Genomic DNA, 21,041 nt, shown 5'->3' on the forward strand with positions numbered 1-21,041 from the left:
GCTCCAATGAAAGGTTCGAACCGTGTTTGCCTTTTGTCTGCACACCGGCGTGCTGGTGTGGCGATAAGGGGGGCAGGATCCTCGAGCGCCGTTCGGGAGATCTGGAATTTCTGGATAGCCCGCCCGGCAAAAGGCAACCCCGGCAGTCATTTCACAGTGAGATGGCTGTCAACTGGAGATAGGCAGTGGACAGAGCGGAAAAACGCGAACTCGTCACGGGCCTGAATGAAGCGTTCTCGAACGCAGGTTCAGTCGTCGTGGCCCACTATGCCGGTATCACCGTTGCGCAGATGAACGATCTTCGTTCGAAAATGCGTGCAGCCGGTGGCACCGTCAAAGTCGCGAAGAACCGCCTCGCCAAAATCGCTCTTCAGGGCACGGAATCCGAAAGCATCATCGACCTGTTCACCGGACAGACGCTGATTGCCTATTCGGAAGATCCAATTGCCGCGCCGAAGGTCGCGTCCGATTTCGCCAAGGGCAATGACAAGCTTGTCATTCTCGGCGGCTCGATGGGCACGACCGCACTCAACGCCGACGGTGTGAAGGCTCTTGCCACACTCCCGTCGCTCGATGAGCTGCGCGCACGTCTGGTTGGCATGATCGCCACCCCGGCTACCAGGATCGCCCAGGTCGTCAACGCACCGGCAGCTCAGCTTGCCCGCGTGTTTGGCGCCTATGCCCGGAAGGACGAGGCGGCATGAGGTTGTTCCTCGCTGTCATCAACATTTGTTCGAACTTTGAAGGAAACTAAAAATGACTGATCTCACCAAGATCGTAGACGACCTTTCGAAGCTGACCGTCCTCGAGGCGGCCGAGCTGTCGAAGCTTCTGGAAGAAAAGTGGGGCGTTTCGGCTGCGGCTCCCGTGGCTGTTGCTGCTGCTGGCGGGGGTGCCGCTGCTGCTGCTCCGGTTGAAGAGAAGACCGAATTCGACGTCGTTCTCGTCGACGCCGGCGCTCAGAAGATCAACGTGATCAAGGAAGTGCGTGCGATCACCGGTCTCGGCCTCAAGGAAGCCAAGGACCTGGTGGAAGCCGCTCCGAAGCCGGTCAAGGAAGCCGTCAACAAGGCGGATGCCGACAAGATCAAGGCTCAGCTCGAAGCAGCTGGCGCCAAGGTCGAACTGAAGTAAGCGTTACGGCTTTCGGCGGACGGTTTTGCCGTCCGCCGATCCCGCGTGACGCGAAAGCGTTTGGAGAACCTCTTTCCTGAAGGCCGGAAACGGCTTTCAGGAAACGGGTTTTCACCCGTTTCAGATGGACCGCCGGCGGAAGGCGGTCATGTATTGCAAGGCGCGAGATGCAGCGCGCCCCAAGAGAGGCAGCAAGGAGCGACGATGGCCCAGACCCAGACTTTCAATGGCCGCAGACGCGTACGCAAATTCTTCGGGAATATTCCGGAAGTTGCGGAGATGCCGAACCTGATCGAGGTTCAGAAGGCATCTTATGACCAGTTCCTGATGGTGGACGAGCCCAAGGGCGGCCGTCCTGACGAAGGACTGCAGGCCGTTTTCAAGTCGGTCTTCCCGATCTCGGACTTTTCCGGCGCGTCGATGCTGGAATTCGTCAAGTACGAGTTCGAGGCACCGAAATTCGACGTTGACGAATGCCGTCAGCGCGATCTGACCTATGCAGCGCCGCTGAAGGTGACGCTGCGCCTTATCGTGTTCGATATCGATGAGGATACCGGCTCCAAGTCCATCAAGGACATCAAGGAGCAGGACGTCTACATGGGCGACATGCCGCTCATGACGCTCAACGGCACCTTCATCATCAACGGCACCGAGCGCGTCATCGTTTCGCAGATGCACCGTTCGCCGGGCGTCTTCTTCGACCACGACAAGGGCAAGTCGCACTCGTCGGGCAAGCTTCTGTTTGCCGCGCGCGTCATTCCCTATCGCGGTTCGTGGCTCGACATCGAATTCGACTCGAAGGACGTCGTACACGCCCGTATCGACCGCCGCCGCAAGATTCCGGTGACGTCGCTGCTGATGGCGCTTGGCATGGACGGTGAAGAGATCCTCTCCACCTTCTACAACAAGATCGAATACAAGCAGTCGGGCGATCATTGGCGCATTCCCTTCACCGTGGATCGTTTCCGCGGCCTGAAGGCTGTCGATGACCTGGTCGATGCCGACACCGGCGAAATCGTCGTCGAAGCCGGCAAGAAGATCACTGCGCGTCAGGCCAAGCAGCTTGCCGACAAGGGTCTGAAGGCGATCAAGGCGACGCAGGACGATCTCTACGGCAGCTATCTGGCCGAAGACGTGGTGGATTTCGCGACCGGCGAAATCTTCCTCGAGGCCGGCGACGAGATCGACGAGAAGACGCTGAAGGTTCTGCTCTCGACGGGCGCGGAAGAATTCACCGTTCTCGACATCGATCACATCAATGTCGGCGGCTATATCCGCAACACGCTCACCGTCGACAAGAACGAGAGCCGCCAGGACGCGCTGTTCGACATCTATCGCGTCATGCGTCCGGGCGAGCCGCCCACCATCGACACCGCCGAAGCGATGTTCAATTCGCTGTTCTTCGACTCCGACCGCTACGACCTTTCGGCCGTCGGCCGCGTCAAGATGAACATGCGTCTCGACCTGAAGGCCGAGGACACCGTGCGCGTGCTGCGTAAGGAAGACATCCTTGCCGTGGTCAAGACGCTGGTCGAACTGCGCGACGGCAAGGGCGAGATCGACGATATCGACAATCTCGGCAACCGCCGCGTGCGTTCGGTTGGCGAGCTGATGGAAAACCAGTACCGCGTCGGCCTGCTCCGCATGGAGCGCGCGATCAAGGAACGTATGTCCTCGATCGAGATCGACACGGTCATGCCGCAGGACCTGATCAACGCCAAGCCGGCGGCTGCCGCCGTGCGCGAGTTCTTCGGTTCCTCGCAGCTGTCGCAGTTCATGGACCAGACCAACCCGCTGTCGGAGATCACCCACAAGCGTCGTCTTTCGGCGCTTGGACCCGGTGGTCTGACCCGCGAGCGCGCCGGCTTCGAAGTGCGCGACGTGCATCCGACGCATTACGGCCGCATCTGCCCGATCGAAACGCCGGAAGGCCCGAACATCGGCTTGATCAACTCGCTGGCGACATTTGCGCGCGTCAACAAGTACGGCTTCATCGAGACGCCTTACCGCAAGATCGTCGACGGCAAGGTGACGCTGGACGTCAGCTACCTCTCGGCGATGGAAGAGTCCAAGCACTATGTTGCGCAGGCCAACGCCTTGCTCGACAAGAACGGCGGCTTCGTCGACGAATTCGTCATTTGCCGCCACGCTGGCGAAGTGATGATGGCGCCACGCGAAAACGTCGATCTTATGGACGTGTCGCCGAAGCAGCTTGTTTCGGTTGCCGCGGCGCTCATCCCGTTTCTTGAGAACGACGACGCCAACCGCGCTCTGATGGGCTCGAACATGCAGCGTCAGGCCGTGCCTCTGGTGCGCGCCGAAGCGCCGTTCGTCGGCACCGGCATGGAGCCGATCGTCGCCCGTGACTCAGGTGCTGCCATCGGCGCCCGTCGCGGCGGCATCGTCGACCAGGTCGATGCGACGCGTATCGTCATCCGCGCAACGGAAGATCTCGATCCGGGCAAGTCCGGCGTCGATATCTACCGGCTGATGAAGTTCCAGCGTTCGAACCAGAACACCTGCATCAACCAGCGTCCGCTGGTCCGCATGGGCGACCACGTCAACAAGGGCGACATCATTGCCGACGGTCCTTCGACCGATCTCGGCGATCTGGCGCTCGGCCGTAACGTGCTCGTCGCGTTCATGCCGTGGAATGGCTACAACTACGAGGACTCGATCCTGCTCTCCGAGCGTATCGTGGCCGACGACGTCTTCACCTCGATCCATATCGAGGAGTTCGAGGTCATGGCCCGCGACACCAAGCTTGGGCCGGAGGAAATCACGCGCGACATTCCGAACGTTTCGGAAGAAGCGCTGAAGAACCTCGACGAAGCCGGCATTGTCTATATCGGTGCGGAAGTGCTGCCGGGCGATATCCTGGTCGGCAAGATCACGCCGAAGGGCGAAAGCCCGATGACGCCGGAAGAGAAGCTTCTGCGCGCCATCTTTGGTGAAAAGGCTTCGGACGTACGTGACACCTCCATGCGCATGCCGCCCGGAACCTACGGCACGGTCGTCGAAGTCCGCGTGTTCAACCGCCACGGCGTCGAAAAAGACGAACGTGCAATGGCGATCGAGCGCGAGGAAATCGAACGTCTGGCCAAGGACCGTGACGACGAGCAGGCGATCCTCGACCGCAACGTCTATAGCCGCCTGAGCGACGTGCTCATCGGCAAGGACGCGATTGCCGGACCGAAGGGCTTCAAGAAGGGCTCGAGCGTCGGCAAGGACACGCTGGAAGAGTATCCGCGTTCGCAGTGGTGGCAGTTTGCCGTCGAGGACGAGAAGCAGCAGAGCGAACTCGAAGCTCTGCGCGGCCAGTACGACGATTCCAAGAAGGCGCTCGAACAGCGCTTCATGGACAAGGTCGAGAAGGTGCAGCGCGGCGACGAGATGCCCCCCGGCGTCATGAAGATGGTCAAGGTCTTCGTGGCCGTGAAGCGCAAGATGCAGCCCGGCGACAAGATGGCCGGCCGTCACGGCAACAAGGGTGTCGTGTCGCGTATCGTTCCGGTCGAGGACATGCCGTTCCTCGAGGACGGCACGCATGCGGATATCGTGCTCAACCCGCTGGGTGTGCCGAGCCGTATGAATGTCGGCCAGATTCTGGAAACGCATCTCGGCTGGGCTTGCGCCGGCATGGGCAGGAAGATCGGCGACCTGATCGAGGCCTACAAGGCTGGTGGTAACGCCAACATCAAGCCTCTGCGGGACGAGATCGAGCACTTGATCCCGGACAACGACCGCAACGAGCCGGTTCGCCAGTTCGACGACGAGTCCATCGTTCGCCTCGGCGAGCAGATGAGGCGCGGCGTCTCCATCGCGACCCCGGTGTTCGACGGCGCGCATGAAGTCCACATCAACGAGATGCTGGAAACTGCGGGCCTTCACTCAAGCGGCCAGTCGCAGCTCTATGACGGGCGTACCGGCGAGCCGTTCGATCGCAAGGTGACGATGGGCTATATCTATATGCTCAAGCTTCACCATCTCGTGGACGACAAGATCCACGCGCGTTCGATCGGACCGTACTCGCTCGTTACCCAGCAGCCGCTGGGCGGCAAGGCGCAGTTCGGTGGCCAGCGCTTCGGCGAAATGGAGGTCTGGGCGCTTGAAGCTTACGGCGCCGCCTACACGCTGCAGGAAATGCTGACCGTGAAGTCGGACGACGTGGCAGGCCGTACCAAGGTCTACGAGGCGATCGTGCGTGGCGACGACTCCTTCGAGGCAGGCATTCCGGAGAGCTTCAACGTTCTTGTCAAGGAAATGCGCTCGCTGGGTCTCAACGTTGAACTGGAAAACACCAGGGTCGACGAAAATGCGACGCGTCTGCCTGACGCTGCCGAATAGTCGAATAAGGCGAACCGCGGAACGCGATTGCGTTCTGCGGTTCGCCGACAAATTCATGCGGCCGCACGATCGGCTGCTCGTACGGATCCGGTGACGCCAGCGAAGCGGCGGCGATCGAGCGGATCACCCAAGGGGCTAAATCGCCCGGTAATATTCGAATAGGGGCCTTCGGTCCCGAGAAGGAGAACGGCATGAACCAAGAGGTCATGAATCTCTTCAACAACAACGCCCCGGCGCAGGTGTTCGATTCCATCCGGATTTCGCTCGCCAGCCCGGAAAAGATCCTGTCCTGGTCGTTCGGCGAGATCAAGAAGCCGGAGACGATCAACTACCGTACGTTCAAGCCGGAACGCGACGGTCTGTTCTGCGCGCGCATCTTCGGGCCGATCAAGGACTATGAGTGCCTGTGCGGCAAGTACAAGCGCATGAAGTACAAGGGCGTCATCTGCGAAAAGTGCGGCGTCGAAGTCACGCTGTCGCGCGTTCGCCGCGAGCGCATGGGCCATATCGAGCTCGCCGCGCCCGTCGCCCACATCTGGTTCCTGAAGTCGCTGCCTTCGCGTATCGGCACGCTGCTCGACATGACGCTCAAGGATATCGAGCGCGTTCTCTATTTCGAGAACTACATCGTCACCGAGCCGGGCCTGACGGCGCTTAAGGAAAACCAGCTTCTTTCCGAAGAAGAGTACATGATCGCCGTCGACGAGTATGGCGAGGACCAGTTCACCGCCATGATCGGCGCCGAGGCTATTCATGACCTTCTGGCCGGCATGGACCTGGAGAAGATCGCGGGCGACCTGCGCTCCGAGCTTGCCTCGACCACGTCGGAACTGAAGCAGAAGAAGTATCTCAAGCGCCTCAAGGTGGTCGAGAACTTCATGGAATCCGGCAACCGTCCGGAATGGATGATCATGAAGGTCGTTCCGGTCATCCCGCCGGACCTGCGTCCGCTGGTGCCGCTGGATGGCGGCCGCTTCGCGACGTCCGACCTGAACGATCTCTATCGCCGCGTCATCAACCGTAACAACCGCCTGAAGCGCCTGATCGAGCTTCGCGCGCCTGGCATCATCATCCGCAACGAGAAGCGCATGCTTCAGGAAGCGGTCGATGCACTGTTCGACAACGGCCGCCGCGGCCGCGTCATCACGGGCGCCAACAAGCGTCCGCTGAAGTCGCTGTCCGACATGCTCAAGGGCAAGCAGGGCCGGTTCCGCCAGAACCTGCTCGGCAAGCGCGTCGACTATTCCGGCCGTTCGGTCATCGTGACCGGTCCGGAGCTCAAGCTGCACCAGTGCGGCCTGCCGAAGAAGATGGCGCTCGAGCTGTTCAAGCCGTTCATCTACGCCCGCCTCGACGCCAAGGGTTACTCCTCGACCGTCAAGCAGGCCAAGAAACTGGTCGAAAAGGAAAAGCCGGAAGTCTGGGATATCCTCGACGAGGTCATCCGCGAGCATCCGGTTCTGCTCAACCGCGCACCGACGCTTCACCGCCTCGGCATCCAGGCGTTCGAGCCGATCCTGATCGAAGGCAAGGCGATCCAGCTTCACCCGCTGGTCTGCACGGCCTTCAACGCCGACTTCGACGGTGACCAGATGGCCGTTCACGTGCCGCTGTCGCTCGAGGCTCAGCTTGAAGCCCGCGTCCTGATGATGTCGACCAACAACATCCTGCACCCGGCCTCCGGCGCACCGATCATCGTGCCGTCGCAGGACATGGTGCTGGGCCTGTACTACCTGTCGATCGTCAACCAGAACGAGCCGGGCGAGGGCATGGTGTTTGCCGACATGGGCGAACTCCAGCACGCGCTTGAGACCAAGGCTGTTACGCTGCATGCCAAGATCCGTGGCCGTTTCCGCACGGTCGATGCGGAAGGCAACGTCGTGTCGAAGATCCATGACACGACGCCCGGCCGCATGATCATCGGCGAGCTTCTGCCGAAGAACGTCAACGTGCCTTACGAGACCGCCAACCAGGAGATGACCAAGAAGAACATCTCCAAGATGATCGATACCGTCTACCGCCACTGCGGTCAGAAGGAGACGGTCATTTTCTGCGATCGCATCATGGCTCTCGGTTTCGCCCATGCCTGCCGCGCCGGCATTTCGTTCGGCAAGGACGACATGCTGATCCCGGATGCCAAGGAGAAGCTGGTCGCCGACACCGAGGCGCTCGCGAAGGAATACGAGCAGCAGTACAATGACGGCCTGATCACTCAGGGCGAAAAGTACAACAAGGTCGTCGATGCCTGGGCCAAGTGCTCGGAAAAGGTCGCCGACGAGATGATGGCCCGCATCAAGGCTGTCGAGTTCGAGGACAATGGCCGTCAGAAGCCGATGAACTCGATCTACATGATGTCGCATTCGGGTGCGCGTGGTTCGCCCACCCAGATGCGTCAGCTCGCCGGCATGCGCGGCCTGATGGCCAAGCCTTCGGGCGAGATCATCGAAACGCCGATCATCTCGAACTTCAAGGAAGGTCTGACCGTTCTTGAATACTTCAACTCGACCCACGGCGCCCGCAAGGGTCTGGCCGACACCGCGTTGAAGACGGCAAACTCCGGCTACCTGACCCGTCGTCTCGTCGACGTGGCGCAGGATTGCATCGTCAACTCCGTCGACTGCGGCACCGACAAGGGCCTCACCATGCAGCCGATCGTCGATGCCGGCCAGGTCGTTGCCTCGCTCGGACAGCGCGTTCTCGGACGCACGGCGCTCGACGACATCAATCACCCGCTTACGGGTGACCTGATCGTCAAGGCCGGCACGCTGATGGACGAGCGCGACGTAGAGCAGATCGAAAAGGCTGCGATCCAGTCGATCCGCATCCGCTCGGCGCTGACCTGCGAAGTCAAGACCGGCGTCTGCGCCGTCTGCTACGGACGTGACCTTGCCCGCGGTACCCCGGTCAACCAGGGTGAAGCGGTCGGCGTCATCGCCGCGCAGTCGATCGGCGAGCCGGGCACGCAGCTCACCATGCGTACCTTCCACATGGGCGGTACGGCGCAGGTGGTGGATAGCTCGTTCCTTGAAGCCTCGTATGAGGGCAAGGTCGAAATCCGCAACCGCAACGTGGTTCGCAACTCCGACGGCCAGCTCATGGTCATGGGCCGCAACATGGCGGTCCTGATCCTGGACGAAGCCGGCAAGGAACGCGCCACGCACCGCGTCACCTATGGTTCGCGTATCTTCGTGGACGATGGCGACAAGGTGAAGCGCGGCCAGCGTATCGCCGAGTGGGACCCGTACACCCGTCCGATCCTCACCGAAATCGAGGGCAGGGTGGTGTTCGAGGATCTGGTCGACGGCATCTCCGTTCAGGAAACGGCCGACGAATCGACAGGCATCACCAAACGTGAAGTCATCGACTGGCGTTCGACCCCGCGTGGTTCGGACCTCAAGCCGGCGCTCGCGATCCATGATGCCAAGGGCAAGGTCGGCAAGCTCGCCAAGGGCGGCGATGCACGCTTCCTGCTCTCGGTCGAGGCGATCCTTTCGGTCGAGCCGGGTTCCATGGTTCGTCCGGGCGACGTGATTGCGCGTATTCCGATGGAAAGCGCGAAGACGAAGGACATCACCGGCGGTCTGCCGCGTGTTGCCGAACTCTTCGAGGCTCGCCGTCCGAAGGATCACGCCATCATCGCCGAGATCGACGGTACGATCCGCTTCGGGCGCGACTACAAGAACAAGCGCCGCATCATCATCGAGCCGCATGACTCGACGCTGGAGCCGGTCGAATACCTGATCCCGAAGGGCAAGCCGTTCCATCTTCAGGACGGCGACGCGATCGAGAAGGGCGACTACATCCTCGACGGCAATCCGGCGCCGCACGACATTCTGGCGATCAAGGGCGTGGAGGCTCTGGCCTCGTATCTCGTCAACGAGATCCAGGAAGTCTACCGGTTGCAGGGCGTGTTGATCAACGACAAGCACATCGAGGTGATCGTTCGCCAGATGCTGCAGAAGGTCGAGATCACGGCACAGGGCGACTCGATCTACATCCCGGGCGACCATGTCGACGTGATCGAGTTCGACGAGGTCAACGACCGCCTGATCGAGGAAGGCAAGAAGCCTGCAGAAGGCCAGCCGGTGCTGCTCGGCATCACCAAGGCTTCGCTGCAGACGCCGTCCTTCATCTCGGCCGCCTCCTTCCAGGAGACGACCCGCGTGCTGACCGAAGCAGCCGTAGCCGGCAAAACCGACATGCTGCAGGGCCTGAAGGAAAACGTCATCGTCGGCCGTCTCATCCCGGCTGGCACAGGTGGCCAGATGAGCCAGATCCGTCGCATCGCGTCGCATCGCGACGAACTTATCCTCGACGAGCGTCGCAAGACGTCCGGCGTGGAAGTCGCCGAGCCGATGCTGACCGACATGGTCAACGCAGCTCAGTAAGCTTTTGGGCTTTCGGAATAAAAAATGCCGCCGGGGTTACCCGGCGGCATTTTTGTTTGAGCCCGGATGCCTGCGAATAGCCGGACACTCCCATATGGGGGGTGACAGCACATCTACCGGAAGCCGATACTAGCCCGCACGATTGCCTACGGTGTCAGATTCGGGCGGGGATCCTGCGACCTAGATGATCTTGGTTCCGTTCGCGGGATATCGATGCAACAGAGGCGGTTTAATCACCTGCCTCGCGACACCGCCGATCTCTGTCCAGGGGGCATAGCCGACAACAGAAGAGATGGCAGGCGTTCTGCTTATGGCGGCTTCTTGCGCTGCGTGGTTTTGGCGGGCAAGCTCTAAGGGGAGCGGTTGAAGGATCAGTTTCAGTCTACGCGGCTTCGATTGGAGGTCTGACCTCCATCTCCGCGCTTTGGCCGTCCGGCTGTGCCCCATCCGGACGGCCTTTTTGATTCTCGAATCAAGCGCAATTGGCGCTCAGGTCGCTTCGTTGAAGGTAACGATGGACACATCACCTTCCAGCGCGCCCTGAAATGCCGACAGATGCGGCTCGTCGTCGGGCTCGCCCTCCATATCGCCGATCTGGTCGAGCTCGGCTTCGGCATAGCCTTCCTTCGCCAGTGCCTCCAAAGCGCGGCGAACCGCCGAATCATCGTCCGGCGCGACCAGCATCACGTGGACTCCCTCCGATTTCCCGCCTTTTCTGCGCCAGACTCGGCCTGTGATGATGGTTACGGGGCGTTCTTCGTTGTCATTCATAGGTGATTCCATTAATCAGTCAGCTATTGTCGTCCTTGAGCGGTTTTTCGCATGAAGATCGGGCAGGGGACAGACAAAAGCGTGTCACTTTCTTTTTCGCAATTGCGAAATCGCGAAAGAAAATGTCGCCGACCGCGCCAGAGCCGTTCAAGTCGCGGTTTTGTTAAGATATTTGGGTGGTCGGGCTTGACGATGGGCGGGGTAGCGCGTATTAGCCGCCTCGTCTGAACCCATGTGAGGTCTGGCTTTCCAGCGCGACACGCTCTGGAGTTTGCCTCAAACAAGGTTCGTTTTACGAGCGACTACACATTTCCGGCGTGCATGAGGCGGGTTCCGCTTCCTCTGCTTTTGTTCGGGCGCACCGCGAATTCGCGGTTTGTGGCCCGAATTTGCGTATGGAAATACCGCTTGAAGCCGCCCGTGAATGGGCCCGAGACACGGAATTTGAGAGACAAGAGGGTTTAATGCCTACCGTCAACCAGCTGATCCGCAAGCCGCGCATTGCGCCGGTAAAGCGCAATAAGGTTCCGGCCATGCAGGCCAATCCGCAGAAGCGGGGCGTCTGCACGCGCGTCTATACAACGACGCCGAAGAAGCCGAACTCCGCGCTCCGTAAGGTCGCGAAAATCCGCCTGACCAATGGCTTCGAAGTGATTGGCTACATTCCTGGTGAAGGTCACAACCTTCAGGAGCACTCCGTGGTCATGATCCGCGGCGGCCGCGTGAAGGATCTTCCGGGTGTGCGTTACCACATCATCCGCGGCGTGCTCGACACGCAGGGCGTGAAGAACCGCAAGCAGCGCCGCTCGAAGTACGGCGCCAAGCGTCCGAAATAAGGTTTACCGGCTCAGGCGCCTTTGTTGCCGAGCCTCGAAGTTGAGAGACGAGAACCATGTCCCGACGCCATAGTGCAGAGAAGCGCGAGATCAACCCGGACCCCAAGTTCGGTGATCTGATCGTTACGAAATTCATGAACGCCGTCATGTATGATGGCAAGAAGTCGATCGCCGAGACGATCGTCTACGGTGCCCTTGATCAGGTTCAGGCCAAGACCAAGCAGGAGCCGGTGACGGTTTTCCATCAGGCGCTCGACAATGTCGCTCCGCACGTCGAGGTTCGTTCGCGCCGCGTCGGTGGTGCAACCTACCAGGTTCCCGTCGACGTCCGTCCGGAGCGCCGTCAGGCCCTGGCCATTCGCTGGCTTATCACTGCTGCCCGCAACCGTAACGAGACGACCATGGTCGACCGTCTGTCGGGCGAATTGATGGATGCTGCCAACAACCGTGGCACCGCCGTCAAGAAGCGTGAAGACACCCACAAGATGGCGGAAGCCAACCGCGCCTTCGCGCACTACCGCTGGTAACGGCGCGAACGGACAGGAAGGCATCCATCATGGCCCGCGAATATAAAATCGAAGACTACCGCAATTTCGGCATCATGGCGCATATCGACGCCGGCAAGACGACGACGACCGAGCGCGTCCTCTATTACACGGGCAAGTCGCACAAGATCGGCGAAGTCCATGACGGCGCTGCCACCATGGACTGGATGGAGCAGGAGCAGGAACGCGGCATCACCATCACTTCCGCTGCGACGACGACCTACTGGAAGGGTCGCGATGGCAAGATGCGCCGCTTCAACATCATCGACACGCCCGGCCACGTCGACTTCACCATTGAAGTCGAGCGTTCGCTGCGCGTTCTCGACGGCGCGATCGCTCTTCTTGACGCGAACGCCGGTGTTGAGCCGCAGACCGAGACCGTCTGGCGCCAGGCCGACAAGTACCATGTCCCGCGCATGATTTTCTGCAACAAGATGGACAAGATCGGTGCCGATTTCTATCGCTCGGCCGAGATGATCAAGAGCCGCCTTGGTGCCACCGCCGTTGTCATGCAGCTGCCGATCGGCGCCGAGACCGAATTCAAGGGCGTCGTCGATCTGATCGAGATGAACGCGCTGGTTTGGCGCGACGAAAGCCTGGGCGCTGCCTGGGATGTCGTGGAAATCCCGGCCGACCTCAAGGATCGGGCTGAAGAGTACCGCGAGCGTATGATCGAGACGGCCGTCGAAATGGACGAGACCGCGCTTGAGAACTACCTCGAAGGCAAGATGCCGACGAACGACGAACTGCGCGCTCTGATCCGCAAGGGTACGATTGCCGTCAAGTTCTTCCCGATGTTCTGCGGCTCGGCCTTCAAGAATAAGGGCGTTCAGCCGCTGCTCGACGCAGTTGTCGAGTTCCTGCCTTCGCCGATCGACGTTCCGGCAATCAAGGGTATCGACCCCAAGACCGAAGCCGACCTCATTCGCCTGCCGAATGATGAAGAGCCTATGTCGATGCTGGCCTTCAAGGTCATGAATGATCCGTTCGTCGGTTCGCTCACGTTCTGCCGCATCTATTCCGGCAAGGTCGCCAAGGGCGCTTCGCTCGAGAACACCGTCAAGGGCAAGAAAGAGCGCATCGGCCGCATGCTGCAGATGCACTCCAACTCGCGTTCCGACATCGAAGAGGCTTTTGCCGGCGACATCGTCGCCCTGGCTGGTCTCAAGGAAACGACCACGGGCGATACGCTTTGCGATCCGCTGAAGCCGGTTATCCTTGAGCGCATGGAATTCCCCGAGCCGGTCATCCAGATCGCGATCGAGCCGAAGACCAAGGGCGACCAGGAAAAGATGGGCCTCGCGCTGCATCGCCTGGCTGCTGAGGATCCGTCCTTCCGCGTCAAGACCGACGAAGAGTCGGGCCAGACCATCATCGCCGGCATGGGCGAGCTTCACCTCGACATCATCGTCGATCGCATGAAGCGCGAATACAAGGTCGAGGCCAATGTCGGCGCCCCGCAGGTTGCGTATCGCGAAACCATTACGCGTACTCACGAGCAGGACTACACCCACAAGAAGCAGTCGGGTGGTACCGGTCAGTTCGCTCGCGTCAAGATCGTGTTCGAGCCGAACCCCGAAGGCGAAGATTTCGTGTTCGAGTCCAAGATCGTCGGCGGTGCAGTTCCCAAGGAATACGTACCGGGTGTCGAGAAGGGCATTCGCAGCGTTCTGTCGTCCGGTCCTTTCGCAGGCTTCCCGATGATCGCCGTCAAGGCGACCCTCATCGACGGTGCTTTCCACGATGTCGACTCCTCGGTTCTGGCGTTCGAAATCGCCGGCCGTGCGTGTCTTCGTGAAGCTGCACCGAAGCTCGGCGTTCAGCTGCTCGAGCCGGTCATGAAGGTCGAAGTCGTGACGCCGGAAGACTATGTCGGCAGCGTCATCGGCGATCTGAACAGCCGTCGTGGCCAGATCCAGGGCCAGGAAAGCCGCGGTGTCGCCGTGGTCGTCAATGCGATGGTCCCGCTGGCCAACATGTTCAAATATGTGGACAGCCTGCGCTCGATGTCGCAGGGCCGCGCCCAGTACTCGATGACCTTCGACCACTACGAAGCGGTTCCGACTGCAGTGGCCCAGGAAGTTCAGAAGAAATACGCGTAGTTCTGAGGAATTACGTCGTTAAGTTAATTCAACGCCCTAACGGGCTGCAAGGAATGGAGACTTCACATGGCTAAGAGTAAATTTGAGCGCAACAAGCCGCATGTGAACATTGGCACGATTGGTCACGTTGACCATGGCAAGACGTCATTGACGGCTGCGATCACGAAGTATTTTGGCGAATACAAGGCCTATGACCAGATCGACGCAGCACCTGAGGAGAAGGCGCGCGGCATCACGATCTCGACGGCTCACGTCGAGTACGAGACGCCGAACCGTCACTATGCTCACGTCGACTGCCCCGGCCACGCCGACTATGTGAAGAACATGATCACCGGTGCTGCCCAGATGGACGGCGCGATCCTGGTTGTTTCGGCAGCCGACGGCCCGATGCCGCAGACCCGCGAGCACATCCTGCTTGCCCGTCAGGTCGGCGTGCCTTCGATCGTGGTGTTCCTGAACAAGGTCGACCAGGTCGATGACGCCGAGCTGCTCGAACTGGTCGAGCTGGAAGTTCGCGAGCTTCTGTCGAAGAACGAATTCCCGGGCGACGACATTCCGATCGTCAAGGGTTCGGCTCTGGCTGCTCTCGAAGATTCCGACAAGAAGATCGGTGAAGACGCGATCCGCGAGCTGATGGCAGCGGTCGACGCCTACATCCCGACGCCTGAGCGTCCGATCGACCAGCCGTTCCTGATGCCGATCGAAGACGTGTTCTCGATCTCGGGCCGTGGCACGGTTGTGACCGGCCGCGTCGAGCGCGGCATCGTCAAGGTTGGCGAAGAACTCGAAATCGTCGGCATCCGCGCGACGTCGAAGACGACCTGCACGGGCGTCGAGATGTTCCGCAAGCTGCTCGACCAGGGTCAGGCCGGCGACAACATCGGCGCGCTGCTGCGCGGCGTCGACCGTGAAGGTGTCGAGCGCGGCCAGGTTCTGGCCAAGCCGGGCTCGGTCAAGCCGCACAAGAAGTTCAAGGCCGAAGCCTACATCCTGACGAAGGAAGAGGGTGGCCGTCATACGCCGTTCTTCACCAACTACCGTCCGCAGTTCTATTTCCGCACGACGGACGTGACGGGCATCGTGCAGTTGGCCGAAGGCACCGAAATGGTGATGCCGGGCGACAATGTGACGGTCGATGTCGAACTGATCGTGCCGATCGCGATGGAAGAGAAGCTCCGCTTCGCCATCCGTGAAGGCGGCCGCACCGTCGGTGCCGGCGTCGTCGTCACCATCGTCGAATAAGTAATTAACCGATCTGTCGCGGGCGCGGTAAAAGCCCGCGCCGCGCCAGAACAAGGAAGTGACGCATGAACGGACAGAATATCCGCATCCGCCTGAAGGCGTTTGATCATCGGGTGCTCGACGCCTCCACACGCGAAATCGTGTCGACGGCAAAGCGCACCGGCGCCAATGTTCGCGGGCCCATTCCGCTGCCGACCCGGATCGAGAAGTTCACTGTGAACCGCTCGCCCCACGTCGACAAGAAGAGCCGCGAGCAGTTCGAGATGCGCACGCACAAGCGTCTGCTGGACATCGTCGATCCGACCCCGCAGACCGTCGATGCTCTGATGAAGCTCGACCTCGCCGCAGGTGTCGACGTCGAAATCAAGCTCTAAGAGCTAACATGAGCCGGGCGAGAAGACCCAAACGGCTCCTCTGAAGGAAAACGAACCGATGCGTTCAGGTGTTATCGCACAGAAGTTGGGCATGACCCGCATCTATAATGATGCTGGCGAGCATGTGCCCGTTACGGTTCTCCGCATGGAGAACTGCCAGGTCGTGGCTCAGCGCACGAAAGAGAAGAATGGCTACACGGCCGTTCAGCTCGGCGTTGGCCTGGCCAAGGTCAAGAACACGTCGAAGGCGATGCGCGGTCACTTCGCTGCCGCCTCCGTCGAGCCGAAGTCGAAAGTTGCCGAATTCCGCGTGTCGGACGACAACATGCTCGATGTCGGCGTTGAAATCACCGTTGAGCATTACGTCCCCGGCCAGAAGGTCGACGTGACGGGCACCTCGACGGGTAAGGGTTTCCAGGGTGTCATGAAGCGCCACAACTTCGGTGGTGGCCGCGCGACCCACGGTAACTCGGTTTCGCACCGTGCACACGGTTCGACCGGTCAGCGTCAGGACCCGGGTAAGGTGTTCAAGGGCAAGAAGATGGCCGGCCACATGGGTGCTACCCGCGTGACCACGCAGAACGTCGAGGTCGTTTCGACCGACACGGATCGCGGCCTGATCCTGATCCGCGGCGCCGTTCCCGGCACCAAGGGCGCCTGGATCCTGGTCCGCGACGCCGCCAAGGAAGCACTGCCGGAAAACGCTCCGAAGCCGGCTGGCATTCGTGCCGGGCAGAAGACTGAAGCTTCCGCCAAAGAAGGAGCTGAATAATGGATCTCAAGATTTCAACGCTTGGCGGCGAAGATGCCGGCAAGGTGAAACTCTCCGAGGAGATTTTCGGCCTTGATCCGCGCGAAGACATTCTGCAGCGCGTCGTGCGCTGGCAGCTTGCCAAGAAGCAGCAGGGCACGCACAAGGCCAAGGGCCGCGCCGAAATCGCGCGTACCGGTGCCAAGATGTACAAGCAGAAGGGTACGGGCCGCGCTCGTCACCATTCGGCTCGCGCTCCGCAGTTCCGCGGCGGCGGCAAGGCTCACGGCCCGGTTGTCCGCAGCCACGAGCACGACCTTCCCAAGAAGGTTCGCGCTCTCGGCCTGAAGCATGCTCTTTCGGCCAAGCTGAAGGCGTCCAACCTGATCATCGTCGATGATCTGGCGATGACCGAAGCCAAGACCAAAGCCCTGGTGGTGAATTTCGCCAAGCTCGGCCTGACCAACGCACTGGTGATCGGCGGCGCCGAGCTTGACGTGAACTTCAAGCGCGCTGCGTCGAACATCCCGAACATCGATGTGCTGCCCATCCAGGGCATCAACGTCTACGACATTCTGCGCCGCGGCACGCTGGTCCTTTCGAAGGCCGCCGTCGAGGCTCTCGAGGAGCGCTTCAAATGACGGATCTCCGCCACTACGACGTGATCGTTTCGCCGGCGATCACCGAAAAGTCGACCATGGCTTCCGAACAGAACCAGGTCGTCTTCAATGTCGCCAAGAAGGCGACGAAGCCGGAAATCAAGGCTGCGATCGAAGCGCTGTTCAGCGTCAAGGTCACAGCGGTCAACACGCTGGTCCGCAAGGGCAAGGTGAAGCGTTTCCGCGGCACGATTGGCCGTCAGAGCGACGTGAAGAAGGCGATTGTGACGCTGGCCGACGGCCAGTCGATCGACGTCGCGACGGGTCTCTGACAGGCGCGAGGACAGAACAATGGCACTCAAGAAATTCAAACCGGTAACGCCAAGCCTTCGCCAGCTGGTCATCGTCGATCGCTCGGCGCTGTACAAGGGCAAGCCGGTCAAGGGTCTGACCGAAGGCCTGACCAAGTCGGGCGGCCGCAACAACTACGGTCGCATCACGGCTCGCTTCATCGGCGGCGGTCACAAGCGTTCGTATCGCATCATCGACTTCAAGCGTCGCAAGTTCGACGTGTCGGCGACCGTCGAGCGGCTCGAGTATGACCCGAACCGCACGGCTTTCATCGCGCTGATCAAGTATGAAGACGGCGAGCTGAACTACATCCTGGCGCCGCAGCGCCTCGCCGTTGGCGACAAGGTCATCGCCGGCGAGAGCGTCGACGTGAAGCCGGGCAATGCGATGCCGCTGGGTGGTATGCCGGTCGGCACGATCGTCCACAATGTCGAGCTGAAGCCCGGCAAGGGCGGCCAGATCGCACGTTCGGCAGGTGCTTATGCACAGCTCGTCGGCCGTGACCAGGGCATGGCGATCCTTCGCCTGAACTCGGGTGAACAGCGCGTCGTGCACGGCTCGTGCATCGCGACTGTCGGAGCGGTCTCCAACCCGGACCACTCCAACATCAACGATGGCAAGGCAGGTCGCACGGTCTGGCGCGGTAAGCGCCCGCATAACCGCGGCGTCACTATGAACCCGGTCGACCATCCGCACGGCGGTGGTGAAGGCCGCACCTCTGGTGGTCGTAACCCGGTTACTCCGTGGGGCAAGCCGACCAAGGGCAAGAAGACGCGGTCCAACAAGGCGACCGACAAGTTCATCCTGCGCTCGCGCCATCAGCGCAAGAGCTAAAGAGAGGTAGTCTGACGTGACCCGTTCAGTTTGGAAAGGCCCGTTCATCGACGGCTTTCTTCTCAAGAAAGCCGAGAAGGTGCGCGAAGGCGGCCGTAGCGAAGTGATCAAGACCTGGAGCCGTCGTTCCACGGTTCTGCCGCAGTTCGTCGGCCTGACCTTCGGCGTCTACAACGGCCAGAAGCATATCCCGGTCTCCGTGTCTGAAGACATGGTCGGCCACAAGTTGGGCGAATTCGCCCCGACGCGGACCTATTACGGTCACGGCGCGGACAAGAAAGCGAAGAGGAAGTAACATGGGCAAGGCCAAAGCTCCGCGCAGGCTTGCTGACAACGAGGCGCGTGCGGTCCTCCGCACCATCCGCGTCAGCCCGCAGAAGCTGAACCTGGTTGCCGCGCTCATCCGCGGCAAGAAGGTCGCGACCGCGCTTTCTGATCTGGAATTCTCGCGCAAGCGCATCTCCGACACCGTCAAGAAGACGCTGGAGTCGGCGATCGCCAACGCGGAAAACAATCACGACCTCGACGTCGATGCGCTGATCGTTGCTGAAGCCTATGTCGGCAAGTCGATCGTCATGAAGCGCTTCCACGCCCGTGGCCGCGGCCGTGCAAGCCGCATCGAGAAGCCATTTTCGCACCTCACGATCGTTGTTCGTGAAGTCGAAGAGAAAGGGGAGGCCGCCTGATGGGTCAGAAAATCAATCCGATCGGTTTCCGCCTCGGCATTAACCGCACCTGGGACTCGCGCTGGTATGCAAACACCGGCGAGTACGGCCAGCTGCTGCATGAAGACATCAAGATCCGCGAGTATCTTAAGGAAGAGCTCAAGCAGGCTGCGATCTCGAAGGTCGTCATCGAGCGTCCGCACAAGAAGTGCCGCGTCACGATCCACGCTGCCCGTCCCGGTCTGATCATCGGCAAGAAGGGCGCGGACATCGAGAAGCTTCGTAAGAAGCTGATGGAGATGACCAAGTCGGAAACGCACCTCAACATCGTCGAGGTTCGCAAGCCCGAGATCGACGCGACGCTGGTCGCACAGTCGATCGCACAGCAGCTCGAGCGCCGTATCGCGTTCCGCCGTGCGATGAAGCGCGCTGTCCAGTCGGCAATGCGTCTCGGCGCCGAAGGCATCCGCATCAACTGCTCGGGCCGTCTCGGCGGCGCTGAAATCGCACGTATGGAATGGTATCGCGAAGGTCGCGTGCCGCTGCACACGTTGCGCGCCGATGTTGACTACGGCACGGCCGAAGCCAAGACGGCTTATGGCATCTGCGGCGTCAAGGTCTGGGTGTTCAAGGGCGAAATCCTCGAGCACGACCCGATGGCTTCGGAGCGCCGCGCGACGGAAGGCGAGCACGCACATGCAGGCGAGCGTAACGACCGTGGCGGTCGCCGCCGCGAGAACGCCTGAGAAGCATAGGAATTTGGAGTAAGAACGATGCTGCAGCCAAAGCGCACAAAGTTCCGCAAGCAGTTCAAGGGCCGAATCCACGGCGCCGCCAAGGGCGGTACCGACCTGGATTTTGGTGGCTTCGGACTGAAGGCGCTGGAGCCTAACCGCGTCACCGCACGTGAGATCGAGGCGGCACGCCGCGCGATCACGCGTGAAATGAAGCGCCAGGGCCGTGTGTGGATCCGTATTTTCCCGGACGTTCCGGTGACCTCGAAGCCTACCGAAGTCCGCATGGGCAAGGGCAAGGGCGCGGTCGACTACTGGGCGTGCCGTATCAAGCCGGGCCGTGTGATGTTCGAGATCGACGGCGTGTCGGAAGAAGTGGCGCGTGAAGCGCTGCGTCTCGGCGCAGCCAAACTCTCCGTCAGAACGCGTTTCGTACAGCGTATAGCTGAATAGAAAGGTCACGAGTCATGAAAGCCGCAGAAGCACGGTCCAAGACCGCCGACCAGTTGAATGACGATCTGGCCTCGCTGAAGAAGGAGCAGTTCAACCTGCGCTTCCAGAAGGCGACAGGCCAGCTCGAGAAGACAGCCCGCGTGAAGGAAGTCCGCAGGGACATCGCGCGCATCAAGACCATCGCCGCCGAAAAATCTTCGGCCAAGAAGGCATAAGGACGAAAATCATGCCAAAGCGCATTCTGCAGGGCACCGTCGTCAGCGACAAGAACGAGAAGACGGTCGTCGTCAAGGTCGAACGGCGCTTCACGCATCCGGTCATGAAGAAGACCGTGCGTATGTCGAAGAAGTACAAGGCGCACGACGAAAACAACGCGTGCAAGGTCGGCGATCAGGTCTTCATCCAGGAGTCGGCGCCGATCTCCAAGGATAAGCGCTGGGTCGTCATCACCGACGCCCAGGCGTCGCAGTAACTAAATTTTTGGACAGACCGGGTAGGGCGAGGGCTCTTCCCAGGAATGAAGAAGGCGGTCAGTCATGATTCAGATGCAAACAAACCTCGACGTCGCGGACAATTCCGGCGCTCGTCGTGTCATGTGCATCAAGGTGCTGGGCGGCTCGAAGCGGAAATACGCTTCCGTTGGTGACATCATCGTGGTGTCGATCAAGGAAGCCATTCCGCGCGGCCGCGTCAAGAAGGGCGATGTGATGAAGGCGGTCGTGGTTCGCACGGCCAAGGACATCCGCCGTCCGGACGGCAGCGTGATCCGTTTCGACAAGAACGCAGCTGTTCTCGTCGATAACAAGAAAGAGCCGATCGGCACGCGTATCTTTGGACCGGTTCCGCGCGAACTCCGCGCCAAGAACCACATGAAGATCATCTCGCTCGCGCCTGAAGTGCTGTAAGGAGCCGGAA

At 60.6% G+C, this 21,041-nt stretch carries 21 protein-coding genes; 20 read left to right on the plus strand and 1 reads right to left on the minus strand.

What is annotated here, in order from left to right; all coding sequences use genetic code 11:
- Nucleotides 1-185: 185 nt before the first annotated feature.
- From rplJ to rpoC, 4 genes are all read left to right on the plus strand, one after another.
- Nucleotides 186-704 carry a 50S ribosomal protein L10 gene (gene rplJ, locus G6N74_RS01890; RefSeq protein ID WP_165113647.1) on the plus strand — a complete coding sequence of 173 codons (519 nt, stop codon included), beginning with the start codon at nt 186-188 and terminating at the stop codon, nt 702-704.
- Nucleotides 705-756: 52 nt separating this feature from the next.
- Nucleotides 757-1,134, plus strand: coding sequence for a 50S ribosomal protein L7/L12 (rplL, locus tag G6N74_RS01895; protein WP_165113649.1), 378 nt, complete (start codon nt 757-759; stop codon nt 1,132-1,134).
- A 204-nt stretch (nt 1,135-1,338) separates the two neighbouring features.
- The gene (gene rpoB, locus G6N74_RS01900) at nt 1,339-5,481 is read left to right on the plus strand and encodes a DNA-directed RNA polymerase subunit beta (protein WP_165113651.1); all 4,143 of its coding nucleotides are present in this window, start codon (nt 1,339-1,341) and stop codon (nt 5,479-5,481) included.
- Between the two features lie 191 nt (nt 5,482-5,672).
- Nucleotides 5,673-9,869: a DNA-directed RNA polymerase subunit beta' gene (gene rpoC, locus G6N74_RS01905; RefSeq protein WP_165113654.1), complete on the plus strand. Its 4,197-nt coding sequence runs from the start codon at nt 5,673-5,675 to the stop codon at nt 9,867-9,869.
- 489 nt (nt 9,870-10,358) lie between these two features.
- On the opposite strand, the gene G6N74_RS01910 is transcribed toward rpoC, so the two are convergent.
- Nucleotides 10,359-10,640, minus strand: a complete 282-nt coding sequence (locus tag G6N74_RS01910) for a transcriptional regulator (RefSeq protein ID WP_165113657.1) — start codon at nt 10,638-10,640, stop codon at nt 10,359-10,361.
- A 464-nt stretch (nt 10,641-11,104) separates the two neighbouring features.
- Here G6N74_RS01910 and rpsL point away from each other — a divergent pair, with 464 nt between their 5' ends.
- From rpsL to rplN, 16 genes are all read left to right on the plus strand, one after another.
- Nucleotides 11,105-11,476, plus strand: coding sequence for a 30S ribosomal protein S12 (gene rpsL / locus G6N74_RS01915; RefSeq protein ID WP_008837709.1), 372 nt, complete (start codon nt 11,105-11,107; stop codon nt 11,474-11,476).
- A gap of 56 nt (nt 11,477-11,532) precedes the next feature.
- Nucleotides 11,533-12,003, plus strand: a complete 471-nt coding sequence (rpsG, locus tag G6N74_RS01920; protein WP_165113660.1) for a 30S ribosomal protein S7 — start codon at nt 11,533-11,535, stop codon at nt 12,001-12,003.
- A gap of 29 nt (nt 12,004-12,032) precedes the next feature.
- Entirely contained in the window at nt 12,033-14,123 is a 2,091-nt protein-coding gene (gene fusA, locus G6N74_RS01925) for an elongation factor G (protein ID WP_165113662.1), read from the plus strand.
- A 66-nt stretch (nt 14,124-14,189) separates the two neighbouring features.
- Entirely contained in the window at nt 14,190-15,365 is a 1,176-nt protein-coding gene (gene tuf / locus G6N74_RS01930; protein ID WP_165113639.1) for an elongation factor Tu, read from the plus strand.
- Between the two features lie 65 nt (nt 15,366-15,430).
- On the plus strand, nt 15,431-15,739 hold the full coding sequence (rpsJ, locus tag G6N74_RS01935) for a 30S ribosomal protein S10 (RefSeq protein ID WP_006205468.1): 309 nt from the start codon (nt 15,431-15,433) through the stop codon (nt 15,737-15,739).
- A 58-nt stretch (nt 15,740-15,797) separates the two neighbouring features.
- Nucleotides 15,798-16,511 carry a 50S ribosomal protein L3 gene (gene rplC / locus G6N74_RS01940; RefSeq protein WP_091913561.1) on the plus strand — a complete coding sequence of 238 codons (714 nt, stop codon included), beginning with the start codon at nt 15,798-15,800 and terminating at the stop codon, nt 16,509-16,511.
- Complete coding sequence (gene rplD / locus G6N74_RS01945) at nt 16,511-17,131, plus strand: 50S ribosomal protein L4 (RefSeq protein WP_165113664.1); 621 nt, start codon at nt 16,511-16,513, stop codon at nt 17,129-17,131. Before rplC ends, rplD begins: the two co-directional genes overlap by 1 nt.
- Complete coding sequence (locus tag G6N74_RS01950; protein ID WP_091913563.1) at nt 17,128-17,421, plus strand: 50S ribosomal protein L23; 294 nt, start codon at nt 17,128-17,130, stop codon at nt 17,419-17,421. Before rplD ends, G6N74_RS01950 begins: the two co-directional genes overlap by 4 nt.
- Nucleotides 17,422-17,440: 19 nt before the next feature.
- Nucleotides 17,441-18,274, plus strand: a complete 834-nt coding sequence (gene rplB / locus G6N74_RS01955) for a 50S ribosomal protein L2 (RefSeq protein ID WP_165113667.1) — start codon at nt 17,441-17,443, stop codon at nt 18,272-18,274.
- Nucleotides 18,275-18,290: 16 nt separating this feature from the next.
- A complete protein-coding gene (gene rpsS, locus G6N74_RS01960; RefSeq protein WP_091913565.1) occupies nt 18,291-18,569 on the plus strand; it encodes a 30S ribosomal protein S19 in 279 nt (92 codons plus the stop codon).
- A gap of 1 nt (nt 18,570) precedes the next feature.
- Nucleotides 18,571-18,960 (plus strand): 50S ribosomal protein L22, encoded by a 390-nt coding sequence (gene rplV, locus G6N74_RS01965; RefSeq protein ID WP_091913566.1) that lies wholly within the window; start codon nt 18,571-18,573, stop codon nt 18,958-18,960.
- On the plus strand, nt 18,960-19,685 hold the full coding sequence (gene rpsC, locus G6N74_RS01970) for a 30S ribosomal protein S3 (RefSeq protein ID WP_091913567.1): 726 nt from the start codon (nt 18,960-18,962) through the stop codon (nt 19,683-19,685). The genes rplV and rpsC overlap by 1 nt, the downstream gene beginning before the upstream one ends.
- Before the next feature lie 27 nt (nt 19,686-19,712).
- Nucleotides 19,713-20,126 (plus strand): 50S ribosomal protein L16, encoded by a 414-nt coding sequence (gene rplP, locus G6N74_RS01975; RefSeq protein ID WP_091913568.1) that lies wholly within the window; start codon nt 19,713-19,715, stop codon nt 20,124-20,126.
- A 14-nt stretch (nt 20,127-20,140) separates the two neighbouring features.
- On the plus strand, nt 20,141-20,341 hold the full coding sequence (rpmC, locus tag G6N74_RS01980) for a 50S ribosomal protein L29 (protein WP_091913569.1): 201 nt from the start codon (nt 20,141-20,143) through the stop codon (nt 20,339-20,341).
- Between the two features lie 11 nt (nt 20,342-20,352).
- Nucleotides 20,353-20,598, plus strand: a complete 246-nt coding sequence (gene rpsQ / locus G6N74_RS01985; protein WP_091913570.1) for a 30S ribosomal protein S17 — start codon at nt 20,353-20,355, stop codon at nt 20,596-20,598.
- Between the two features lie 64 nt (nt 20,599-20,662).
- Entirely contained in the window at nt 20,663-21,031 is a 369-nt protein-coding gene (gene rplN / locus G6N74_RS01990) for a 50S ribosomal protein L14 (RefSeq protein ID WP_006205457.1), read from the plus strand.
- Nucleotides 21,032-21,041: the final 10 nt, after the last annotated feature.

Origin of the sequence: Mesorhizobium zhangyense (assembly GCF_011045115.1) — a bacterium.
Taxonomy (GTDB): Bacteria; Pseudomonadota; Alphaproteobacteria; order Rhizobiales; family Rhizobiaceae; genus Mesorhizobium_M; species Mesorhizobium_M zhangyense.

Coding starts and splice junctions, on each gene's coding strand:
- rplL (WP_165113649.1), top strand. CDS start 757: ATGACTGATCTCACCAAGATCGTAGACGACCTTTCGAAGCTGACCGTC.
- rpoB (WP_165113651.1), top strand. CDS start 1,339: ATGGCCCAGACCCAGACTTTCAATGGCCGCAGACGCGTACGCAAATTC.
- rpoC (WP_165113654.1), top strand. CDS start 5,673: ATGAACCAAGAGGTCATGAATCTCTTCAACAACAACGCCCCGGCGCAG.
- G6N74_RS01910 (WP_165113657.1), bottom strand. CDS start 10,640: ATGAATGACAACGAAGAACGCCCCGTAACCATCATCACAGGCCGAGTC.
- rpsL (WP_008837709.1), top strand. CDS start 11,105: ATGCCTACCGTCAACCAGCTGATCCGCAAGCCGCGCATTGCGCCGGTA.
- rpsG (WP_165113660.1), top strand. CDS start 11,533: ATGTCCCGACGCCATAGTGCAGAGAAGCGCGAGATCAACCCGGACCCC.
- fusA (WP_165113662.1), top strand. CDS start 12,033: ATGGCCCGCGAATATAAAATCGAAGACTACCGCAATTTCGGCATCATG.
- tuf (WP_165113639.1), top strand. CDS start 14,190: ATGGCTAAGAGTAAATTTGAGCGCAACAAGCCGCATGTGAACATTGGC.
- rpsJ (WP_006205468.1), top strand. CDS start 15,431: ATGAACGGACAGAATATCCGCATCCGCCTGAAGGCGTTTGATCATCGG.
- rplC (WP_091913561.1), top strand. CDS start 15,798: ATGCGTTCAGGTGTTATCGCACAGAAGTTGGGCATGACCCGCATCTAT.
- rplD (WP_165113664.1), top strand. CDS start 16,511: ATGGATCTCAAGATTTCAACGCTTGGCGGCGAAGATGCCGGCAAGGTG.
- G6N74_RS01950 (WP_091913563.1), top strand. CDS start 17,128: ATGACGGATCTCCGCCACTACGACGTGATCGTTTCGCCGGCGATCACC.
- rplB (WP_165113667.1), top strand. CDS start 17,441: ATGGCACTCAAGAAATTCAAACCGGTAACGCCAAGCCTTCGCCAGCTG.
- rplV (WP_091913566.1), top strand. CDS start 18,571: ATGGGCAAGGCCAAAGCTCCGCGCAGGCTTGCTGACAACGAGGCGCGT.
- rpsC (WP_091913567.1), top strand. CDS start 18,960: ATGGGTCAGAAAATCAATCCGATCGGTTTCCGCCTCGGCATTAACCGC.
- rplP (WP_091913568.1), top strand. CDS start 19,713: ATGCTGCAGCCAAAGCGCACAAAGTTCCGCAAGCAGTTCAAGGGCCGA.
- rpmC (WP_091913569.1), top strand. CDS start 20,141: ATGAAAGCCGCAGAAGCACGGTCCAAGACCGCCGACCAGTTGAATGAC.
- rpsQ (WP_091913570.1), top strand. CDS start 20,353: ATGCCAAAGCGCATTCTGCAGGGCACCGTCGTCAGCGACAAGAACGAG.
- rplN (WP_006205457.1), top strand. CDS start 20,663: ATGATTCAGATGCAAACAAACCTCGACGTCGCGGACAATTCCGGCGCT.